This is a genomic window from Labrys sp. ALF-8 (genome assembly GCF_059699065.1).
Genome location: NZ_AP048537.1, coordinates 3,168,654 through 3,189,261, shown reverse-complemented (window position 1 = coordinate 3,189,261; position 20,608 = coordinate 3,168,654). Strand labels below are relative to the sequence as shown.

Below are 20,608 nucleotides of genomic sequence, written 5' to 3'. Positions count from 1 at the left end.
ACGAAGAAGAGGCGATAGCCACGAAGGCGAACGCCCTCGCCCGAAGGCCGAGGACGTCAGCTCCCCGTCACTTCAGGATCTTCTGCTGATCGATGAAGAAGATGCGATCCGGCAACTGGAGCTTGCGGTCGATGTCCGAGATGGTCACCGTGGTGTCGTAGCCCTGGGGATCGGTGATCGTCCACTGCTTGAGATCGTACGCCGGCGCTGGGAAGGTGAGCTGGATGCGCGACTTGCCGCCGCTCGCGGCCGAGCCCTCCTGGAGCACCACGCTGATGCCCGCCGGCTCCCGGCCGACTTCCAGGACCTTGGAATCCTCGATCAGGTCGAGCTTGTCGGCCAGCAGGAAGCGCAGCGGGGTCTGCTTGATGAAGTACAGGCTCTGCGTGTTGAGCTTGCGGTTGCGCACGGCCACCGACGTGCCGTCGGCCAGCAACTGCAAGGGTGACGGGGCATCATAGTCGAAGCGCATGCGGCCAGGCTTGGAAACCCAGAACTTGCCGGTGATGCGCTTGCCGTCCGAGCCGACCTGCACGAACTCGCCCGAGAAGAACTTGATATTGTTGAAGTAGGTGTCGATCTGGTCGAGCGTGGCCTTGTCCGCGGCAGTCAGCGCACTGGGGTTGACCGGATGGGTATCGATCTCCAGTGGCTGCCCGGAGGCGACGAATTCGGGCGGCGGCACGTCGCCGGCGCTGGCCGGCGTCTGCTGAACCGGAGGGCGCGTGGGCGGCGCGGGAGCACCGGCGGGATCGTTCTGCGCGAGGGCTGTACCCGCCAGCATGGAGAGGCTCAGGGCAGCGAGAACGGTCCGGACAAAAGGCATTGCAAACTCCGAAGGCGGCCGGCCCGAGAGGGCCGAACCGGCAGCTTGGACAAGAAGGCGGGCATATCCCACGGGACATGCCCTACCGCGTGTGTATGGCCTTTTAGCGGCTTTGCAACAGCAAAAGGGCGTCCTAGATGTGAATTGCGCGCCCTTCGACCGCCAAAGCGGCCTCCTTCACCGCCTCCGACATGGTCGGATGAGCATGGCAGGTCCGGCCGAGATCCTCCGAGGAACCGCCGAACTCCATGAGCACGACGGCCTCATGGATCATCTCGCCGGCTCCCGCCCCCAGGATATGGGCCCCGAGCACGCGGTCCGTCTGCGCATCGGCCAGGAACTTGACGAATCCCTCGGTGGTGCGGTTGGCGCGGGCGCGGCCATTGGCGGTGAAGGGGAACTTGCCGACCTTGTAGGCGATGCCCGCGGCCTTGAGCTCCTCTTCCGTCCGGCCCACCGAGGCGATCTCGGGATAAGTGTAGACCACCGCCGGGATGGTGTCGTAGTTCACATGGCCGTGCTGGCCGGCCAGGATCTCCGCACAGGCGATGCCCTCGTCCTCACCCTTGTGAGCGAGCATGGGGCCGCGCACGACGTCGCCGATGGCGTAGATGCCCGGCACGTTGGTGGCGAAGTGGTCATCGATCACCACCCGGCCGCGCTCGGTGGCGACTCCGGCCTCCTCCAGCCCCAGCCCGTCCGTGTAGGGACGGCGGCCCGTCGCAACCAGCACGATATCGGCGGCAATCGTCTCCTTCTCGCCTCCCGCAACCGGCTCGACCGAAACCACGGCGCCGGAGGCACTGGTCTCCACGCCGGTGACCTTGGTGGCGAGCTTGAACTCCATGCCCTGGCGGCCGAACAGACGCTGCGCCTGCTTGGCCACCTCGGCATCCATGCCGGGTAGGATGCGGTCGAGGAATTCCACGACCGTAACCTCCGCGCCGAGCCGGCGCCATACGGAGCCGAGTTCCAGGCCGATCACCCCCGCGCCGATCACCACGAGCTTCTTCGGCACGCCCGCAAGCTCCAGAGCGCCGGTGGAGGAAACCACGATCTTCTCGTCGATGGTGACGCCCGGCAACTGGGCGACGTCGGAACCGGTGGCGATCACGATCGACTTGGCATCGACGGTCTGCTTCGAGCCGTCGTCGGCGGTAACCTCCACCTTACCGGCACCCAGGATCTTGCCCCGGCCGCGATAGGCCGTGATCTTGTTCTTCTTGAACAGGAAGGCGACGCCCTGGACGTTGGCGTCCACCGTCTCCTTCTTGTGCTTCATCATCTGGGCGAGGTTGAGAATCGGCGCCGGCACCTCGATGCCGAAGGCCTTGAAGCCGTGGCCCGCTTCGTCGAACAGCTCGGATGCATGCAGCAGCGCCTTGGAGGGAATGCAGCCGATGTTCAGGCAGGTACCGCCATAGGTGGCGTTCTTCTCGACCACGGCGACATTGAGCCCGAGCTGGGCCGCGCGGATGGCACAGACATAGCCGCCGGGGCCGGTGCCGATAACGACGAGATCATGAGTGGGCATGGGGTGCTCGCTTCGGGTGCACGGGCATCCTGCCCGTTCTTGAACGGTTGGTTTGCGTGAGAGGAGGAGCGGGCAGGCTGCCCGCGTACCCGCACTACAGGTCCAGCACGAGGCGCGCCGGGTCTTCCAGGCTTTCCTTCACGCGTACCAGGAAGGTCACCGCTTCCTTGCCGTCGATGATGCGATGATCATAGGAGAGCGCCAGGTACATCATCGGCCGGGCGACGATCTGCCCGCCGACCACCATCGGACGCTCCTGGATCTTGTGCATGCCGAGGATGGCGGACTGCGGGGCGTTGAGGATCGGCGTCGACATCAGCGACCCGTAGACGCCGCCATTGGAGATGGTGAAGGTGCCGCCCTGCATCTCCTCGATCTTGAGCTGCCCGTCGCGCGCACGCCGGCCGAAATCGGCGATGGTCTTCTCGACGGCGGCGAGGCCCAGCGTTTCCGCGTCTCGGATCACGGGCACCACGAGGCCCTTGTCAGTGCCCACGGCCACGCCGATGTGGCAGTAGTTCTTGTAGATGATGTCCTGCCCGTCGATCTCGGCATTGACCGCCGGCATCTCCTTGAGCGCCTGGGTGACGGCGCGCACGAAGAAGGACATGAAGCCGAGCTTCACGCCATGCTTCTTCTCGAACAGGTCCTTGTAGTGGTTGCGCAGCGCCATGACGTTGGTCATGTCGACCTCGTTGAAGGTCGTCAGCATGGCCGCGTTGGCCTGGGCTTCCTTCAGGCGGCGGGCGATGGTCTGGCGTAGCTTCGTCATGCGCACGCGCTCTTCGCGAGCCGCGTCGGCGGCCGGCGAGGCAACTCGTGGCGCAGCCGGAACGGGAGCGGGCGCCGGCGCGGCAGGAGCCGGAGCAGCGGCAGGCTTCGGCGCCTCCGTGGCAAGGACGTCGCCCTTGAGCACCTGGCCGCGGCGGCCGGAGCCCTCGATCTGCGCGACGTCGAGACCGCGATCGGCAGCGATCTTCGCTGCGGCGGGGGAAGCCGGCATGGCGGGCGCGGCAGCGGGAGCCGGCGTCGCGACAGGCGCCGGAGCGGCAGGAGCCGGGGTTGCGGCAGGTGCGGGCGCAGCCGCGGGAGCGGCGGCAGCACCACCAGCCTCGACGGAGCCGAGCACTGCGCCCACGCCCACCGTCTCGCCGGTCTTGACCAGGATGTCGCCCAGCACGCCGGCGGCCGGGGCATTGACTTCCAACGTCACCTTGTCGGTCTCGAGTTCGACCAAAGGCTCGTCCGCCTTCACGGCGTCACCAGGCTTCTTGAACCACTTGCCGATCGTGGCTTCCGTCACAGATTCGCCGAGGGTCGGCACCTTGATTTCCGTCGCCATGTTTTCGCGCCCCGTGCGGGGTTCCTCTTCTAGCTGGATTGTGCAGGGTGCAGGCGGCGCCCGGAAACGGCCTGCATCATGGGAAGTATCTCGTAGGAAAAGCCGGCATCGGCCCGGATGACGGGATCATCGGCGGTTATCGCCTGGATCCTGACCTCATCCGCGACCTCGAAGATCCCGAGGCCCCAGGGGCCCTTGGGATCGGCGACCGGCCCGAACAGGACGGCACTGCCTTCCTCCGCCCAATGGCGCAGATAGGCGCCATGCCGGCCCATCAGCTCCCGCTCCGCCTCCGTCATGTCGAAGGCGAAGCTGGGCCGAGGAGGAATGAGCCGGCAAACGAAGAAAGGCATGTGCTCCATCCTGGATTCACCTGCCCCCGAGGGGCGGGTGCCGTATCTCCGCCCTCAGATCGTCAGGGCTTCGTCGGTGAAGGCCTGAAGCTGGGCCAGATGCTTGGACATCAGGCCCGTGGCCGTCGCCGCCGAGGCAGGACGGCCGGCATAGGCGGCGCGCTTGGCCTTGGTGCCGGCCTGGCCGAGCACCCATTCGAGATAGGGCTCGACGAAGGACCACGAACCCATGTTCTTGGGCTCTTCCTGGCACCACACCACATCCGCCTTGCGGAAGCGCGACAGCTCGGAAGCCAGCGACTTCAGCGGGAACGGATAGAGCTGCTCGACGCGCAGCAGGTAGATGTCGTCGATGCCCCTTTTCTCGCGCTCGTCGAGCAGGTCGTAATAGACCTTGCCAGTGCACAGCACGACGCGCCGGATCTTCTCGTCCGCCACCAGCTTGGTGGTGGAGTTTCCGAACTGGGCGTCGTCCCACAGGATGCGATGGAAGGTGGTATCCGCACCCAGCTCGCTGAGCTTGGAAACGCAGCGCTTGTGCCGCAGCAGCGACTTCGGCGTCATCAGGATCAGGGGCTTGCGGATATCCCGCTTGAGCTGGCGGCGAAGGATGTGGAAGTAGTTCGCTGGCGTCGTGCAGTTGGCGACTTGCATGTTGTCTTCGGCGCACATCTGCAGGAAGCGCTCGAGGCGTGCCGAGGAGTGCTCGGGCCCCTGCCCTTCATAGCCGTGCGGCAGAAGGCAGACGAGGCCCGACAGGCGCAGCCACTTGCGCTCGCCCGAGGAGATGAACTGGTCGAAGATCACCTGCGCGCCGTTGGCAAAGTCGCCGAACTGGGCCTCCCAAAGCGTCAGCGCCTTCGGCTCGGCGAGCGAATAGCCATACTCGAAGCCGAGCACCGCTTCTTCCGAAAGCATCGAATTGATGACTTCGTAGCGGCCCTGGCCCTCGCGGATGTTCTTCAGCGGGGTGTAGCGCTTCTCCGTCTCCTGGTCGATCAGCACGGAATGGCGCTGCGAGAAGGTGCCGCGCTCGCAGTCCTGGCCGGACAGGCGCACGCGATGGCCTTCGTCGCAGAGCGTGGCGAAGGCAAGCGCCTCGGCGGTAGCCCAGTCGAGTCCCTCGCCCGTCTCGATCATCTTGCGACGCGTCTCGAGGAAGCGCTGGATGGTCTTGTGGACGTGGAAGCCCTCGGGCGTTCCGGTCAGCCCGGTGCCGATGCTGGAGAGCTTGGCGACGTCGACGCCGGTGGCGCCGCGACGGGGATCGTCGTCGCCGGCTCCGATGGCGCGCAGGCCCGCCCACTGGCCATCGAGCCAGTCGGCTTTGTTGGGCTTGTAGGCCTGGCCGGCCTCGTATTCGGCCTCCAGGCGCGCGCGCCAGTCGGCCTTCATCTTGTCGACCTCGCCTGCGGTGACGACGCCGGCTTCGACCAGCCGCTTCGAATAGAGCTCGACCACGCCAGGATGCGAGCGGATCTTCTTGTACATCAGCGGCTGGGTAAACGCCGGCTCGTCGCCCTCGTTGTGGCCGAAGCGGCGATAGCAGAACATGTCGATGACGACGGGCTTGTGGAAGGTCTGCCGGAATTCGGTAGCCACCTTCGCGGCGAACACCACCGCCTCGGGATCATCGCCGTTCACATGGAAGATCGGCGCCTCGATCATCTTCGCCACGTCGGAAGGATAGGGCGAGGAGCGCGAATAACGCGGATAGGTGGTGAAGCCGATCTGGTTGTTGATGATGAAGTGCATGGAGCCGCCGGTGCGGTGGCCCTTCAGGCCCGACAGGCCGAGGCATTCCGCCACCACGCCCTGACCGGCGAAGGCCGCGTCACCGTGGATCAGCAGCGGCATCACCTTGGAACGGGAATCGGTGTCGCCATGCTGGTCCTGCTTGGCGCGCACCTTGCCGAGCACCACGGGATCGACGATCTCGAGATGGGACGGGTTGGCCGTCAGCGACAGATGAACCTTGTTGCCGTCGAACTCGCGATCCGATGAAGCGCCGAGGTGATACTTCACGTCGCCCGAGCCCTCCACGTCGTCGGGCGCGTAGGAGCCGCCCTTGAACTCATGGAAGATGGCGCGGTGCGGCTTGCCCAGCACCTGGGCGAGCACGTTGAGGCGTCCGCGATGGGCCATGCCCAGCACGATGTCCTGCACGCCGAGCGCACCGCCGCGCTTGATGATCTGTTCCAGCGCCGGGATGGCGGACTCCGCCCCGTCCAGGCCGAAGCGCTTGGTGCCGGTGTATTTGACGTCGAGGAACTTCTCGAACCCTTCCCCTTCGATCAGCTTCGAGAGGATGGCGCGCTTGCCCTCCCGCGTGAAGGAGATCTCCTTGTCCGTACCCTCGATGCGCTGCTGGATCCAGGCCTTCTGGGTGGGATCGGAGACATGCATGAACTCGACGCCCAGCGTCGAGCAGTAGGTCCGCTTCAGGATCGCCTCGATCTCGCGGATGGTGGCGAATTCGAGCCCGAGCACGTGATCGATGAAGATCTTGCGGTCGAGGTCGGCCTCGCTGAAGCCGTAGGTCTGCGGATGCAGTTCCTCGTGGTCGCGAGGCGGCTGCAGGCCGAGCGGATCGAGATTGGCGAAGAGATGGCCGCGCATGCGGTAGGCACGGATGAGCATGATCGCGCGCACCGAATCGCGCGTGGCCTGCAGCACGGCGTCGGGCGTGATCGTCGCCCCCTGCTCCTGCGCCTTGGCCTTGATCTTCTCGCCGACCTTCTTTTCGACCTGGCCCCAGTTGCTGTCGAGGGCGGAGACGAGTTCGCCGTTGGCGGCGATGGGCCAGTTGGGCTTGGCCCAGCTCGCGCCACGCGCATTCTTTTCGACAATGGCCTTGTCGTCGGCGAGGCCGGCGAAGAAGGAGGCCCATTCGCTGTTCACCGAAGACGGATTGTCCTCGTAGCGCGCATAGAGATCCTCGAGATAGGCGGCATCGCCGCCATAGGCAAAGCCTTGCCCGTTCACTTCGTCCTGACGATCCATCGTCCCGTTCCTTCGGCTTGGAGGGGCGATCCCGGCTGCGTCACCTGATGCAGCGGGATCGCCCGAACCTTTCCGGAAAGCTCACCGTTTCCAAAAATGGGCGATCGGTGATCGCCCCTCCTTATTCTCAGCCCTTCAAAAGTTCGCTCAGCGTCTTGCCCAGGCGCGCCGGCGAGGGCGAAACCCTGACCCCTGCCGCTTCCAGCGCCGCGATCTTGGAAGCCGCGTCGCCCTTGCCGCCGGAGATGATGGCGCCGGCATGGCCCATGCGTCTTCCGGGCGGCGCGGTACGGCCGGCCACGAAGCCGACGGTGGGCTTCTTTCGGCCGCGACGTGCCTCGTCGGCCAGGAACTGGGCCGCATCCTCTTCCGCCGAGCCGCCGATCTCGCCGATCATGACGATCGACTCCGTGGCGGGGTCCGCGAGGAAGAGTTCAAGGATGTCGATGAATTCGGTACCCTTGACCGGGTCGCCGCCGATGCCCACGGCCGTGGTCTGGCCAAGGCCTTCATTCGTGGTCTGGAACACTGCTTCATAAGTAAGCGTTCCCGAGCGGGATACAATGCCCACCGAGCCCTTGCGGAAGATGTTACCCGGCATGATGCCGATCTTGCATTCGTCCGCCGTCATCACGCCGGGGCAGTTCGGCCCTATCAGGCGCGACTTCGAGCCGGAGAGAGCCCGCTTGACCTTGATCATGTCGGCCACCGGGATGCCCTCGGTGATGCAGACGATCAGGGGGATCTCGGCGTCGATCGCCTCGCAGATGGCGTCAGCGGCGCCTGGCGGCGGCACATAGATCACGGACGCATCGGCGCCGGTCTTCTCGCGCGCCTCGGCCACCGTGTCGAAAACCGGCAGGCCCAGATGCTGCGAACCGCCCTTGCCCGGCGAAGTGCCGCCGACCATTTGCGTACCGTATTTGATGGCCTGCTCGGAATGGAACGTGCCGTTCTTGCCGGTGAAGCCCTGGCAGATGACGCGGGTGTTCTTGTTGATCAGGATCGACATTACTTGGCTTCCCGCACGGCTTTGACAATCTTCTGCGCTGCGTCGTCGAGGTCGTCGGCGGCGATGACATTGAGGCCGGACTCGCGGATGATCTGCTTGCCGAGCTCGACATTGGTGCCTTCGAGGCGCACGACCAGCGGGATCTGCAGGCCGACTTCCTGCACCGCAGCGATCACGCCTTCGGCGATGACGTCGCAGCGCATGATTCCGCCGAAGATATTGACCAGGATGCCCTTCACGTTCGGATCGGCGGTGATGATCTTGAAGGCTGCCGTCACCTTCTCCTTGCTGGCGCCGCCGCCGACGTCGAGGAAGTTCGCCGGCTCCTCGCCGTAGAGCTTGATGATGTCGAGCGTCGCCATGGCAAGGCCGGCGCCGTTGACCATGCAGCCGATCGAGCCGTCGAGGGCAATGTAGGAGAGGTCGTAGCGGGAGGCCTCTATCTCCTTGGGGTCTTCCTCGGTCTCGTCCCGCAGCGCCACGATATCGGGGTGGCGATAGAGCGAATTGGAATCGAAGCCCATCTTGGCATCGAGGCACTTGAGCTGGCCGTCCGTGGTGACGATCAGCGGATTGATCTCGAGCAGGGACATGTCCTTGGCCACGAAGGCCGTGTACAGCTTGGTGGTGAGGCCGATCGCCTGCTTGGCGAGATCGCCGGAGAGGCCAAGCGCCTTGGCCACCGTCAGACCGTGATGGGGCATCACGCCGGTCGCCGGGTCGACCGAGAAGGTCACGATCTTCTCGGGCGTCTCATGCGCCACCTTCTCGATGTCCATGCCGCCTTCCGTGGAGACCACGAAGGCGACACGGCTCGTCTCACGGTCGACCAGCACCGAGAGGTAGAACTCCTTCTCGATGTCCGAGCCGTCCTCGATGTAGAGGCGGTTCACTTGCTTGCCGGCCGGCCCCGTCTGCACCGTCACCAGCGTGTTGCCGAGCATCTCCTGCGCATTGGCGCGCACTTCGTCGATCGACTTGGAGAGGCGTACGCCGCCCTTGGCATCGGCGGGCAGTTCCTTGAACTTGCCCTTGCCGCGGCCGCCGGCGTGGATCTGCGACTTCACCACATAGAGCGGGCCGGGAAGGTCCTGGGCCGCCCTGACGGCTTCCTCGACGGAGAGCGCCGCGCCGCCGCGCGACACAGGCAGGCCGAATTCCTTCAGCACGGCCTTGGCCTGGTATTCATGGATGTTCATGGGACGTGGCTCCGGGAACGGACTGGATCAGGCAAGCGAGGGAGCGATGGTCTTGCAGGCGTCGACGAGGGTCTTCACCGCACTGACCGACTTCTCGAAGCCGGCGCGCTCCTCCTTGTCGAGCTGGATCTCGACGATGCGCTCCACGCCGCCTTCGCCGATCACGACGGGCACGCCGACATAAAGGTCCTTCACGCCATACTGGCCGGACAGGTAGGCAGCGCAGGGCAGCACCCGCTTCTTGTCCTTGAGATAACTCTCGGCCATCACGATGGCGGACGCCGCGGGCGCATAGAAGGCGGAGCCCGTCTTGAGCAGGTTGACGATCTCGGCGCCGCCGTCACGCGTGCGCTGCACGATCTCGGCGAGACGAGCTTCGGTGATCCAGCCCATCTTGATCAGGTCGGGCAGCGGAATACCGGCGACGGTGGAATAGCGCACGGAAGGCACCATCGTGTCGCCATGGCCACCGAGCACGAAGGCCGTGACGTCCTCGACGGAGACATTGAACTCGTCGGCCAGGAAGTGACGGAAGCGCGAGGAGTCCAGCACGCCGGCCATGCCGACGACCTTGTTGGCAGGCAGGCCGCAGGACTTCTGCAGCGCCCAGACCATGGCGTCGAGCGGGTTGGTGATGCAGATGACGAAGGCGTCCTTGGCATATTTGGCGATGCCGGCGCCCACCTGCTCCATCACCTTGAGGTTGATGGTGAGAAGGTCGTCGCGGCTCATGCCGGGCTTGCGCGGCACGCCGGCGGTGACGATCACGACATCGGCACCCTTGATGGCCTCGTAGGTCTGCGTTCCCGCAAGCTTGACGTCGAAGCCGTCCACCGGCGACGCCTCGGCGATATCGAGTGCCTTGCCCTGGGGAACGCCTTCCATCACGTCGAAGAGCACGATGTCGCCCAATTCCTTCAGACCGGCGAGAAGTGCGAGCGTGCCACCGATCTGTCCCGCTCCGATGAGAGCGATCTTTCTACGTGCCATAACGTAATGTCCCTGAGATTGTCGCCAAAGGTGTTGTGTTCCACACCTCCGATAGCCCCTTTGAAGGCGTGGTTCAAGTTTCAGGAGAATGAGTGTGGAATCGACGGGAGGATTGGATGCGTGGCACCGCCTTGTTCCACAAAAAATCCTTCTTTTTCAGATAGATATCATAATTCACGCCTTTTATAAGAAAGTCATAAGGCACGCGAAAACCCGCATTACAGATTTCAAATTTTGTAACATGTAACAGGCTTTTGAGATTTTATGAACTGAAACTCCCGTTCCATCTTTGGCTCCTGACGGGCGTTATGAATGAAAGTATTGCAAGGAAGAAGGACCGGGGCCGCGCATCAGTTGCAGCTTCGGCCGAAATTCAACCCTGCTGTGGAAGTTCAAGAGCATAGCGAGGGAATAAAGCCGAAAGATTGCGGCTGAAATGGGCAATTCACGAAAGTTGCAGCATGGCGGCCGGAAGCGCAGCCGTTGTGCACGGCCACCCCGGGATGTCGGCGGCGGCTCCATCGATTTCATGGAGCGCATCGCCGGCCGATGGCGATCTGTCGTGACAGACAAACCTCGGCGGGCTACAAGGCCGGCGGATTTCTTGGAGATTGTGATGCGTCCTTCCCGCCGCGCGCCCGATGAACTGCGCCCTGTTTCGATCGAACGCAATGTCGCCCGCTATGCCGAAGGCTCGTGCCTGATCAAGTTCGGCGAAACCCACGTGCTCTGCACAGCGAGCCTGGAGGAGAAGCCTCCGGCCTGGCTGCGCGGCACCGGCAAGGGCTGGGTCACGGCCGAGTACGCCATGCTCCCGCGCGCCACCCATGAGCGCACCCGCCGCGAATCCTCCTCGGGCAGGCCCTCTGGCCGCACCCAGGAGATCCAGCGCCTTGTCGGCCGATCCCTGCGCGCCGTCGTGGACCTCGTCCGCCTCGGCGAGAAGCAGATCACCATCGACTGCGATGTGCTGCAGGCCGATGGCGGCACGCGAACCGCTTCGATCACCGGCGGCTTCATTGCCCTGCAGGAGTGCGTGCGCTGGATGACGGAGCGCAAGATGCTCACCGTCAGCCCGATCAAGGACCACGTGGCGGCGATTTCCTGCGGCATCTCCAAGGGCGTCGCCGTGCTCGACCTCGACTATGCCGAGGACTCGGAAGCGATGACCGACGCCAATTTCGTGATGACCGGCTCGGGAGGCCTTGTCGAGATCCAGGGCACGGCCGAGGGCGCGCCTTTCACCGAGGCGCAGTTCCTGGAGATGCTGGGGCTGGCCCGCAAGGGCATCGGCGAACTGGTGGACCTCCAGAAGAAGGCCGTCGCCTGATGGGCCGGCGTCTTACCGGCAAGCTGGTCCTCGCCACGCACAACAACGGCAAGCTTGCCGAATTCCAGGCACTGATGGCTCCCTACGGGGTGGATGTCGTCTCGGTGGGCCAGCTTGGACTGCCCGTTCCCGACGAGACCGGCACGACCTTCGTCGAGAATGCCCGGATCAAGGCGCTCGCCGCCCTCGAGGAGACGGGCCTGCCCGCGCTGGCCGACGATTCCGGCCTGTGCATCGAGGCCCTCGGCGGAGCGCCGGGGGTCTATACGGCAGATTGGGCCGGCCCCACGCGCAGTTGGGACGTGGCGATGCAGAAGGCACAGGACGAACTCCTCGCCGCGGGTGCCACCACGCCCGCCCAACGCCGAGGCACCTTCGTGTCCGTGCTCACGCTCATATGGCCGGACGGCCACAGCGAGACCTTCGAGGGCCGAGCCGAGGGCACGCTGGTCTGGCCGACCCGTGGCGCCCACGGCCATGGTTATGACCCCATGTTCCAGCCCGACGGCTCGGACCGGACTTTCGCCGAAATGCTGGAAGCCGAGAAGAACAAGATCTCACACCGGGCGCGATCGTTCCAGCAATTGGCCGAGGCCTGCCTCGAGGATTAGGGATTTCGTTCTCGGACTGAACTGCAGGGAATCGCAGAATGTTCGTGATTTCTGTGTCCCCGGCTGGATGGGCGGCTCGGCTTGAAGGCATAGCGCTCTCAAGAGCAAAGCGCGTTTAGGCGGAAGCGCCGCTTTGCTCTAACTCTTCGTCTTTCAACCCGTCTTTGCGTTCTGCCGATTCCGTCAAAACTCAGGACGCTTTAGGCACCGCCCGCCGTCACAATTTCCCGAAACGCCCTGAAGGCCGGCGATGTTTCGCCATGACGGCGGATGAGCAGGGTGTCGACCGTGCCGAGGCTGTAGCTGCCGGTTCCCTTGCCGCCCGGCAAAAGGTCCAGGACCGAACGTGGCATCACGCCGATGGCATTGCCGGCCGCCACGCTCGCCAGCATGGCATGATAGGAAGCGACCTGCTGCACGCTGAAGACCGAAGGAGCCTTGCGGATCCAGAGTTCGGCCACGCCACGATAACTGCAGCCCACTTCAAGCGCCGCCAGCGTTGCCACCTTGAGATCCGCGGCGCTCTCGACGGCCGGATGTCCGGCCGGCAGCACGATGAGCAGTTCCTCGCGGAAAACCGGCTCGCCATCGAGCCGGTCGGAATCGAAGCCGGTGTCGATCGTCTCGCCATCGATGGTTTCCGAGGGCTGGGCAATGAGGGCGCAGTCGAGTTCGTGGCCGAGGACCGCCTTGACGAGCGGGCGTGTCGCTCCCGTGCTGAGTTGAAGGGAAACCGCCGGCCAGCGCCCATGAAAGTGCGACAGCACCGGCGGCAGACGGCTGGCGGCCGTGCTTTCCATGCTGCCGACCCTGAACAGGCCTGCCGGCGCAGTCGGTTTCAGGGCCTCGCGGGCTTCCAGGGCGAGCATCGCCAGCCGGTTGGCGTAGGCCAGGAATATTTCGCCTTCGCGCGTCAGGTGCATGCTCCTGGATCGGCGGGCGAAGAGGCTGACGCCGAGGTCGTGTTCGAGTTGCTGGATGCGGGTGGTGACATTCGACGGCGCCCGCCCCAATACGGACGAAGCACGAGTGACGCTGCGTGCCGCCGCCACGGCCCGGAAGATATCGAGGGAAGCCAGATCCATTTTCATTCTCAAAACAAGAATGATAAATTAATACCATTCTTATTTTAGGAATGATAGAGGACTCTCTCGCCATCGAGGCAGCGGAGACTCCAAACATGTGGCCCAACAATCGCATCCGGGAGCTTCTGGGTATCGAGCTTCCCATCATTCAGGCTCCGATGGCGGGGCCTGTATTCTCCGACATGGTGATCGAGGTTGCCGAGGCGGGTGGCCTGGGCTCCCTGCCCTGCGCGACCTTGTCGGCCGAGCAGGTTCGCGACGAGCTTGCCATCGTCCGCCAGCGCACATCCAAGCCGATCAACCTCAACTTCTTCTGTCATGCACCACCGCAGCCCGACGCCACCCGCGAAGCGGCGTGGCGCAAGCGGCTGGCACCTTACTACCTCGAGGCCGGCCTCGATCCCGCCGGACCGTTCCCCCTCTCCAACCGCGCGCCCTTCGACGGCACCTTGTGCGGCATCGTGGAAGAATTCCGGCCGGAAATCGTGAGCTTCCACTTCGGCCTGCCTGCACGGGACCTCCTCGACCGCGTGAAGGCGGCGGGCGCGAAGATCCTCTCCTCCGCCACCACGGTGGAGGAGGCACGCTGGCTGGAGGATCACGGCTGCGATGCCATCATCGCCCAGGGTTTCGAAGCGGGCGGCCATCGCGGCATCTTCCTCGACGACGACCTGTCGACGCAGATGGGCACTTTCGCCCTCGTGCCGCAGGTCGTGGACGCAGTAAAGGTCCCCGTCATCGCGTCGGGCGGCATCTCGGACGCACGCGGCATCGTCGCGGCCTTCGCGCTGGGTGCGGCGGCGGTGCAGATCGGCACGGCCTATCTCTTCACTCCGCAAGCCAGGCTGTCGCCGCCCCACCGCCTGGCCCTGCATGGGAACGATGCCGGCAAGACCGCGCTGACCAACCTCTTCACCGGCCGTCCGGCCCGCGGCATCGTCAATCGTCTCATGCGGGAGGTCGGACCCATCTCCGACTCCGCACCCGCATTCCCGACGGCGGGCGGAGCGCTTGCTCCTCTGCGGGCGAAGATGGAGAAGGAAGGTTCGGGCGACTTCATGTCTCTCTGGTCAGGCCAGGCGGCGAAACTCTGCCGTGACGCTCCCTCGGCCGGCGACCTGACCCGAGCGCTGGCCAGCGAAGCGCTCAGGGGTTTCGGTAGGCTGGCGGCGTGACGTCCTCGATATCGACAGCCTCGGGGTCGCCGCTCCTCGTGTCGATGGGCTTGCCGTCCCATTCGATGTCGTGGGTCGCGACGGCCCGCAGCGCAATACCCCTACAGACGCTCTCGATGCCCTGACGAGCCAACACCGCCAATACCCGTCCATTGAGGCCGGCAAGCACGTCCCGTGCCCTCGCAACGTCGCGCCGCCAGGTGCCGATCGCCCCCAGGCGCATTTGCGGCAGGGCGATCAAGACCATGGCGAGACGCAGCATGGCAGGCCGTCCCGAAGGTGTCGCGATCACCCCGTCTGCCTCGCCCGTCAGGCAAGCCGGGAAGCCGGTTCCATCGGCCATGAGATGCACGCCGCTGGTGGCCCGCGGGTTGCATTCGATGGGGATGAGCCGGCCGTCCGGCACGCGGATCGCATCGAAGGCAATCTGGCCATCATAGGCGAGGGTCTGCACGATGCGCCTGGCGAGAGCTTCCCCATCAGGTGCCGCCGCAGGTTCGAAATAGAAGCTCGACGCCTTTCCAAGGCGATAGAGCGGCCGGTAGGCGCAGAATGCCGTCAGCCGACCCTCCCGCGCGGTCGCGTAAAGACAGAGTTCCTCGCCGCGCAGGCGCTCCTGAGCCACCCAGGGCCGCTCACGCGTCGGTGCGAGACGATCCGGCGGCTGGCCCACCAGTGTCTGCGTGCCGAAGCGGGAGTAGACCGGCTTGAACACGAGGTCTTCGGCCTCGCGGGCCAGCGCCATCGCCTCATCGCGGCTCTCCAGGCGCCGGGTCCATGGCACCGGCAAGCCGAGATCATCTGCGAGAGCGATGAACGCATGCTTGTCGTGAAGCCGCCGGAGGACCGCCAGACCGGGTGCGAACAGCGGAATGTCATGCCCCTGGTCACGAGCGGCTGCGAGATAGAAGACTTCCTCGCAAGTCGGGATCACCCGATCGATCCCCTCCCGCGCCACCAGCGTGGCGACCGCTCGGCCGAAGGCAGCGGCCTGCGTGCGAGCCGGCGGCAACCTGTGCGGCCGCACGCCGTCGACGGCGCCGGCGAGATCGAAGGAGCCGGAATCGGCGACATGGACGCGGTGTCCCGCCTTACGCAACAACCGCGCGATGTCGACGGCGACGGGAGCCCGGGCACCGGTGACGAGCAGCCGCATCGGACCTCAACAGCGGCTCGAACCGGCCCCGCGCAGGGCCGTGCGCACCAGCATCTGGCCGATCTGCCTGGCCGAACTGCCGACCGATACGGTCGAGAGCTTGTCCTCCCGGTCCAACGAGGCGAGTCCATGCAGGCTTGCCCACAAGCCGATGACCAGTTCGGCGCAATCCTCCCGGCCGAGATGGGGCAGCAACGGTGAAAAAGCCGCGACGACACGGCGGACCAGCCCGTCGATTCCCTCCCGATACCAGTCCGGCAGCCGATAGTCCCGTGGCAGGTGATGCTCGAACAGCCCCCGCCAGGCGGCATCGTTCTGTTCGAGGAAATCGAAATAGGTATCGACCAAAGACGAAGGCTGCCAGTCCGCCTGCTGGAACACCCGCTCCGCAAGCGTCGCATCGAGGCGGGATATCGTCTCGGCATTGAGGTGCAGCGCGATATCGTCGAAGTCGCAGAAATGATTGTAGATGGTGCCGACCGAACAATCGACGGCGGCGGCGATGGTCCGGATGGACAGCCCCCGGAACCCCTGTGCGAGAACGATGTCGCGCGCCGCGTCGAGAATGCGCTGCCGGGTCGCGTCCTGGCGCGCCCGCGAGCGGGTCTGCCGCACCGTACCGGTATTCATATGCTCGCCTCCCGCATCTTGAACAGTGTTCATTTTCCTGATATCAAAAAAATGAACACTGTTCAATGTTGGCGACATGACGCTCGACGAATCCTTGCGGATCGAGGCCGAAGGCGCGGCGCAGATCCATCCCCGCGCCGCTCCCGCGCCTGCCGGGCGGTTCCAGGCCCGAGTCCGGATTGCCGGCACGGGCGTCTACACGCCGGCCACCCGGCGTAGCAGCGCCGACATCGATCGCATGCTGGGTCGTCCCGTCGGCCGCACCGAAAAGCGCTCGGGGATTGCGGAACGCCCGGTGGCCGTGACGGAATCCTCGAGTTTCATGGCCGCCGAGGCCGCGCGCGAGGCTATCGCCGCCGCCTGTCTTCCTGCCGACGGTCTCGACCTGATCCTGTCGGGCTCCTCTATACCGGAGCAGTTGATTCCGGCGATGGCGCCGCTGGTGCAGGCACGCCTGGGCCTCGGCAGATCGGGCATCCCCAGCTTCGACGTCAACGCAAGCTGCCTCAGCTTCGTCGCCGCCTTCGACCTCGCCGCCCAGATGATCGAGGCGGGGCGGGCCCGCCATGTCCTCGTCGTCTCCAGCGAGATCGCCTCGCGTGGCCTCCCCTGGCGCCAGGATCCGGACACCGCCGCCATGTTCGGCGACGGAGCAGCCGCGGCGGTGATAAGCGCCAGGGACGGAAGGCAGGGAGGCCTCGTCGCCTCCCTGATGGAAAGCTGGGGCGAGGGCTATCACGATTGCGAGGTGCCGGCTGGCGGCACGCGCTACGACCTGCATGGGGACACCGAGGCCTTCATCGCAGGCGCGTTTTTCCGGATGGACGGCAAGGCCGCCTACCGCCTTGCCGCCCGGGTTGTGGCGCCCTTCCTCGACAGGCTGCTCGCCAAGGCAGGCTGGCGCCTCGGCGACATCGACCTCATCGTGCCCCACCAGGCCAGCCGTGGCGCCATAGACCATCTCAGCGGCCGTCTCGGCATCGCCAGAGAAAAGATCGTCGATCTCCTGACCGATCACGGCAACCAGATCGCGGCGTCCATTCCCACCGCCCTTCACCATGCCTTCTCCAGCGGTCGCATCGGCAGGGGCAGCCGCGTCCTCGTTCTCGGCACCTCGGCGGGTTTTTCCGTCGGCGGGCTGTGCCTCGAAATGCCATGAGAATCGCCATCACCGGTGCGACCGGCTTCGTCGGACGCCATCTCGTCCGCCTGGCTGCGGAGAGTGGACATCAGGTGATCGCGACCGCACGCGGCATCACCGGACCAGGAGACTTCCAGGGGCTCGCGCGTTTCCGGACCGCCGACCTCGGCGACGAGGCGGCCTTGCGCCAGGCGTTTGCCGGATGCGATGCGGTCATTCATCTGGCGGCCCTCTCCGCGCCATGGCGCGCGGCAGGCGACTTCCGGCGCGTGAATGTCCTGGGGACTGCCAATGTCGCCCGTGCCGCGGAAGCGGCGGGTGTCGAGCGTCTCGTGCATGTCTCCTCGAGCAGCGTCTACTTCTCGCTGGCCGATCGCCTGGACCAGCGCGAGGACGCCCCGCTTCCCCCGCCCTTCAACGCCTATGCCGCCACCAAGCTCGCCTCCGAGGGCGAGGCGAGGCAGTTCGGCGGCGCCGTCTTCATCGCCCGTCCCCGTGCGATCTTCGGCCCCGGCGACGGCCAGATCCTGCCCCGCTTCCTCGCTGCGGCTCGCCGGGGGCCGCTGCCCCTGCTCCGGGGCGGGCTGGCCGTCACCGACCTCACCTATGTGGATTGCCTCTGCGACGTCCTGCTCGCGATGGCGCGGGCACCGGCCGAATCGGCGGGCGTCTACAATGTCTGCCAGGGGGAGCCGGCCAACGTGCGCGCCCTGGTCGACAGGCTGCTCGGCGGTCTCGGCGTCGACGTGCGCTGGCGCCGGCTGCCCAGTTCCCTTGTTTTCGCCGGCGCGCGCGTGCTGGAAGCACTGGCCCTGGTCGATCCCCGGCGACGCGAGCCAGCCATAACGGTTTACGGACTCGGCCTGTTGAGCTATTCGCTCACGCTCGATTTACGTGAGGTGAGGCACAAGCTTGGCTGGCGGCCTCCCATAAGCCTCGATGAAGCGTTGGAGCGGACAATTCGCGCTGCTGCCCAGACTTGACGACATGAAGATCCGATTTCCCATCTGTGCCCGCATTCGCGCTTCCGCCCGCCTGGTCGATCCGGCCGCCGGCTGGCAGCGTACGGACGTACCGATCCGCTACGGCCTGGTCGAGCATGACAGCGAAGGCCTGGTGCTCGTCGATACCGGCTACAGCGAGGATCTGTATCGTCCGCGTTCGGTCAGCCTTGCGCTCTACCGGACCATGCTTCGGCCCAGGCTGATGCCCGAAGGAGACGTTGCGGCCCAGCTCGCCGCGATCGGCGCGGGACCGGAGGACGTGCGTCATGTCATCCTCACCCATCTGCATGCCGACCATATCTGCGGGCTCGATCGCTTCCGCAACGCGACGCTGCATGCCTCCGCCGCCACGCTCCGGCTCTGGTCCCGGCGTCCGTCCTGGCGCGATTCCAGCCGTGCCTTCTTCCGCGGCCTCCTGCCTTCGCAATCGGCCTTCGCCTGCCGCACGCTCGAACATTCGCCCGAGACGCCCCTGCCCTGGGGCGGCATCGGTCACGACATCTTCGGCGACGGCTCGATGATTTCCGTTGATCTTCCCGGCCATATGGAAGGACATGTCGGCATCTACTTCGCGGCCGAGAACTGCCTCTACGCGGTTGACGCTGCCTGGACGATGGCGTCCGTCCTGGAGGAGCGGCGCCTGTCCTGGGTCGCCAGGCTGATCACGCCGGATCGTCCGGCCGCCCTGCGCAGCCTCGCCGTCGCCCGCGCCGCTCACGCCAGCGGCGTGACCGTTCGCCTTTGCCATGACCCCGAGCCGGCTTGATGAATCCCGCCCTCGCCATATTGACGGCCTACGTCGCCAAGCGCTGGACGCTGGCCAAGCTCAGGACCGTGCAGGACGTCAAGGCACGACAGGACAAGCTGCTGGCGCGGCTGCTCGACCACGCCGGCGCAAACATCCCCTTCTACAAGCCCCATGCGGGCAAGCATTTCGCCTACTGGCCGATAATGGACAAGGCGCTGGCACTCGCGCATTTCTCCGAGTTGAACGACCGGGGGGTGACCGCCGAGCAGGCCTGGCAGGTGGCGGAGAAAAGTCTCTCCGAATCCAATCATTCGGGGCGCCTGGGAGACCTCACCATCGGCACGAGTTCCGGCACCTCCGGCAACAGGAGCCTGTTCGTGATCAGCGAGGCCGAGCGCTACGAATGGCTCGGTTCCATTCTGGCACGCACCCTGCCGGACTTTCCCTTCATCCGGCACCGCGTCGCCGTGATGATGGCGACGGGCAATGCGCTCTACGAGACGACCGAACAGTCCCGACGCCTGGCTTTCGGCTTCTATGACCTGCGCCACGGCATCGCGACGCACCGGGAGGCGATGGAGGCTTTCGCGCCCGACGTGCTGGTGGCGCCTCCAAAGGCGCTGCGCGCCCTGGCCGAACAGAACTTCCGCATCAAGCCGGTGCACATCTTCGCCGGCGGCGAGGTTCTCGATCCCCTCGATGCCGTGCCGGTGACGGGGCGTTACGGCGTCGCGCCGCGCTCCATCTACCAGGCGACGGAGGGATTCCTCGGCATGACGTGCCGCTGCGGCATGATCCATCTCAACGAGGACGACATGCTGATCGAGCGCGAGCCGGTGGAGGGCCATCCGGACCGTTTCGTGCCGATCATCACGGACCTGCGCCGACGCACCCAGGCCATGATACGCTATCGTCTCAACGACATCCTCCTGCCATCCCCCTATCGCTGCGCCTGCGGCTCGCCGCTGCAGGCGATAGAACGGATCGAAGGACGCTGCGACGACATCATCGAGGTGAGCGAGGGGGTCACCCTGATGCCGGATGCCATCCGCGCGGTCATCCTCGACGCCGAGCGGCGGCTGGAAGACTTCCGCTTCGAGCAGATCGGAGACCGCCGTTTCAGGCTGCGGCTGTCCTACGATGCGCCGGAGGAAAGCGAGGAGAAGGTGACCGGTGCCCTGCGCGCGCTGTTCGAGCGGCATGGCGGAACCGGATTCACGATCCAGACGGCGCGGGGCATCCACGAGCCGATCGCCGGCAAGCTGCGTCGCATCCGGCGCATCACCCCTGGCGCGCCGACACCCCAGACGGCGGCAACGTAGCGCTGGTGAACACGGAAAGCGCCGGAGCCGCATCGATGGCGGAGGCAGCCCCCTGGATCCCGTTGCCGCGACCTTCGCCTGCCGGGAAGATGCCCTCTGCGTCGGGGCTCGCGCTCCACGACCCTCTCTGACGCCATTTTGCCGCAG

The 20,608-nt window shown here is 65.6% G+C and carries 18 protein-coding genes; 7 read left to right on the top strand and 11 right to left on the bottom strand.

What is annotated here, in order from left to right; genetic code table 11:
* Positions 1-67 precede the first annotated feature (67 nt).
* The 8 genes from AC6H34_RS14700 to mdh all read right to left on the bottom strand — a co-directional run bounded on the left by AC6H34_RS14700 (position 68) and on the right by mdh (position 10,259).
* Complete coding sequence (locus AC6H34_RS14700; protein ID WP_448149253.1) at positions 68-826, bottom strand: LolA family protein; 759 nt, start codon at positions 824-826, stop codon at positions 68-70.
* A 133-nt stretch (positions 827-959) separates the two neighbouring features.
* Positions 960-2,360 (bottom strand): dihydrolipoyl dehydrogenase, encoded by a 1,401-nt coding sequence (gene lpdA / locus AC6H34_RS14695; protein WP_448149254.1) that lies wholly within the window; start codon positions 2,358-2,360, stop codon positions 960-962.
* A gap of 94 nt (positions 2,361-2,454) precedes the next feature.
* Positions 2,455-3,702 (bottom strand): 2-oxoglutarate dehydrogenase complex dihydrolipoyllysine-residue succinyltransferase, encoded by a 1,248-nt coding sequence (gene odhB / locus AC6H34_RS14690; RefSeq protein WP_497539259.1) that lies wholly within the window; start codon positions 3,700-3,702, stop codon positions 2,455-2,457.
* Between the two features lie 29 nt (positions 3,703-3,731).
* Entirely contained in the window at positions 3,732-4,055 is a 324-nt protein-coding gene (locus tag AC6H34_RS14685) for a YciI family protein (protein ID WP_448149256.1), read from the bottom strand.
* A 54-nt stretch (positions 4,056-4,109) separates the two neighbouring features.
* Entirely contained in the window at positions 4,110-7,058 is a 2,949-nt protein-coding gene (locus AC6H34_RS14680) for a 2-oxoglutarate dehydrogenase E1 component (RefSeq protein ID WP_497539258.1), read from the bottom strand.
* A 127-nt stretch (positions 7,059-7,185) separates the two neighbouring features.
* Positions 7,186-8,070, bottom strand: coding sequence for a succinate--CoA ligase subunit alpha (sucD, locus tag AC6H34_RS14675; protein WP_497539257.1), 885 nt, complete (start codon positions 8,068-8,070; stop codon positions 7,186-7,188).
* Positions 8,070-9,269, bottom strand: a complete 1,200-nt coding sequence (gene sucC / locus AC6H34_RS14670) for an ADP-forming succinate--CoA ligase subunit beta (protein ID WP_448149259.1) — start codon at positions 9,267-9,269, stop codon at positions 8,070-8,072. Before sucC ends, sucD begins: the two co-directional genes overlap by 1 nt.
* 27 nt (positions 9,270-9,296) lie before the next feature.
* Positions 9,297-10,259 carry a malate dehydrogenase gene (gene mdh / locus AC6H34_RS14665; protein WP_448149260.1) on the bottom strand — a complete coding sequence of 321 codons (963 nt, stop codon included), beginning with the start codon at positions 10,257-10,259 and terminating at the stop codon, positions 9,297-9,299.
* 616 nt (positions 10,260-10,875) lie between these two features.
* On the opposite strand from mdh, the gene rph reads away from it, so the two are divergent.
* Together rph and rdgB are read left to right on the top strand one after the other, a co-directional pair.
* Positions 10,876-11,589: a ribonuclease PH gene (gene rph, locus AC6H34_RS14660; RefSeq protein ID WP_497539256.1), complete on the top strand. Its 714-nt coding sequence runs from the start codon at positions 10,876-10,878 to the stop codon at positions 11,587-11,589.
* Positions 11,589-12,200 (top strand): RdgB/HAM1 family non-canonical purine NTP pyrophosphatase, encoded by a 612-nt coding sequence (gene rdgB / locus AC6H34_RS14655; protein WP_497539255.1) that lies wholly within the window; start codon positions 11,589-11,591, stop codon positions 12,198-12,200. The genes rph and rdgB overlap by 1 nt, the downstream gene beginning before the upstream one ends.
* A 200-nt stretch (positions 12,201-12,400) precedes the next feature.
* Here rdgB and AC6H34_RS14650 read toward each other — a convergent pair whose 3' ends face one another.
* Complete coding sequence (locus AC6H34_RS14650) at positions 12,401-13,285, bottom strand: LysR substrate-binding domain-containing protein (RefSeq protein WP_497539254.1); 885 nt, start codon at positions 13,283-13,285, stop codon at positions 12,401-12,403.
* A gap of 95 nt (positions 13,286-13,380) precedes the next feature.
* On the opposite strand from AC6H34_RS14650, the gene AC6H34_RS14645 reads away from it, so the two are divergent.
* Positions 13,381-14,460 carry an NAD(P)H-dependent flavin oxidoreductase gene (locus AC6H34_RS14645; RefSeq protein WP_497539253.1) on the top strand — a complete coding sequence of 360 codons (1,080 nt, stop codon included), beginning with the start codon at positions 13,381-13,383 and terminating at the stop codon, positions 14,458-14,460.
* Here AC6H34_RS14645 and AC6H34_RS14640 read toward each other — a convergent pair.
* Together AC6H34_RS14640 and AC6H34_RS14635 are read right to left on the bottom strand one after the other, a co-directional pair.
* Complete coding sequence (locus AC6H34_RS14640) at positions 14,432-15,616, bottom strand: ATP-grasp domain-containing protein (RefSeq protein WP_497539252.1); 1,185 nt, start codon at positions 15,614-15,616, stop codon at positions 14,432-14,434. The genes AC6H34_RS14645 and AC6H34_RS14640 overlap by 29 nt on opposite strands.
* A 6-nt stretch (positions 15,617-15,622) precedes the next feature.
* Positions 15,623-16,246, bottom strand: coding sequence for a TetR/AcrR family transcriptional regulator (locus tag AC6H34_RS14635; protein ID WP_448149266.1), 624 nt, complete (start codon positions 16,244-16,246; stop codon positions 15,623-15,625).
* A 76-nt stretch (positions 16,247-16,322) separates the two neighbouring features.
* Here AC6H34_RS14635 and AC6H34_RS14630 point away from each other — a divergent pair, with 76 nt between their 5' ends.
* Genes AC6H34_RS14630 through AC6H34_RS14615 form a run of 4 tightly spaced genes read left to right on the top strand, consistent with a single transcriptional unit; the run spans position 16,323 to position 20,461 of the window.
* Positions 16,323-17,405 (top strand): 3-oxoacyl-[acyl-carrier-protein] synthase III C-terminal domain-containing protein, encoded by a 1,083-nt coding sequence (locus tag AC6H34_RS14630; protein WP_497539251.1) that lies wholly within the window; start codon positions 16,323-16,325, stop codon positions 17,403-17,405.
* Positions 17,402-18,370 carry an NAD-dependent epimerase/dehydratase family protein gene (locus tag AC6H34_RS14625; protein WP_497539250.1) on the top strand — a complete coding sequence of 323 codons (969 nt, stop codon included), beginning with the start codon at positions 17,402-17,404 and terminating at the stop codon, positions 18,368-18,370. Before AC6H34_RS14630 ends, AC6H34_RS14625 begins: the two co-directional genes overlap by 4 nt.
* On the top strand, positions 18,327-19,157 hold the full coding sequence (locus AC6H34_RS14620; RefSeq protein WP_497539249.1) for an MBL fold metallo-hydrolase: 831 nt from the start codon (positions 18,327-18,329) through the stop codon (positions 19,155-19,157). Before AC6H34_RS14625 ends, AC6H34_RS14620 begins: the two co-directional genes overlap by 44 nt.
* Positions 19,157-20,461 (top strand): F390 synthetase-related protein, encoded by a 1,305-nt coding sequence (locus AC6H34_RS14615; RefSeq protein WP_497539248.1) that lies wholly within the window; start codon positions 19,157-19,159, stop codon positions 20,459-20,461. The genes AC6H34_RS14620 and AC6H34_RS14615 overlap by 1 nt, the downstream gene beginning before the upstream one ends.
* Positions 20,462-20,608 lie beyond the last annotated feature (147 nt).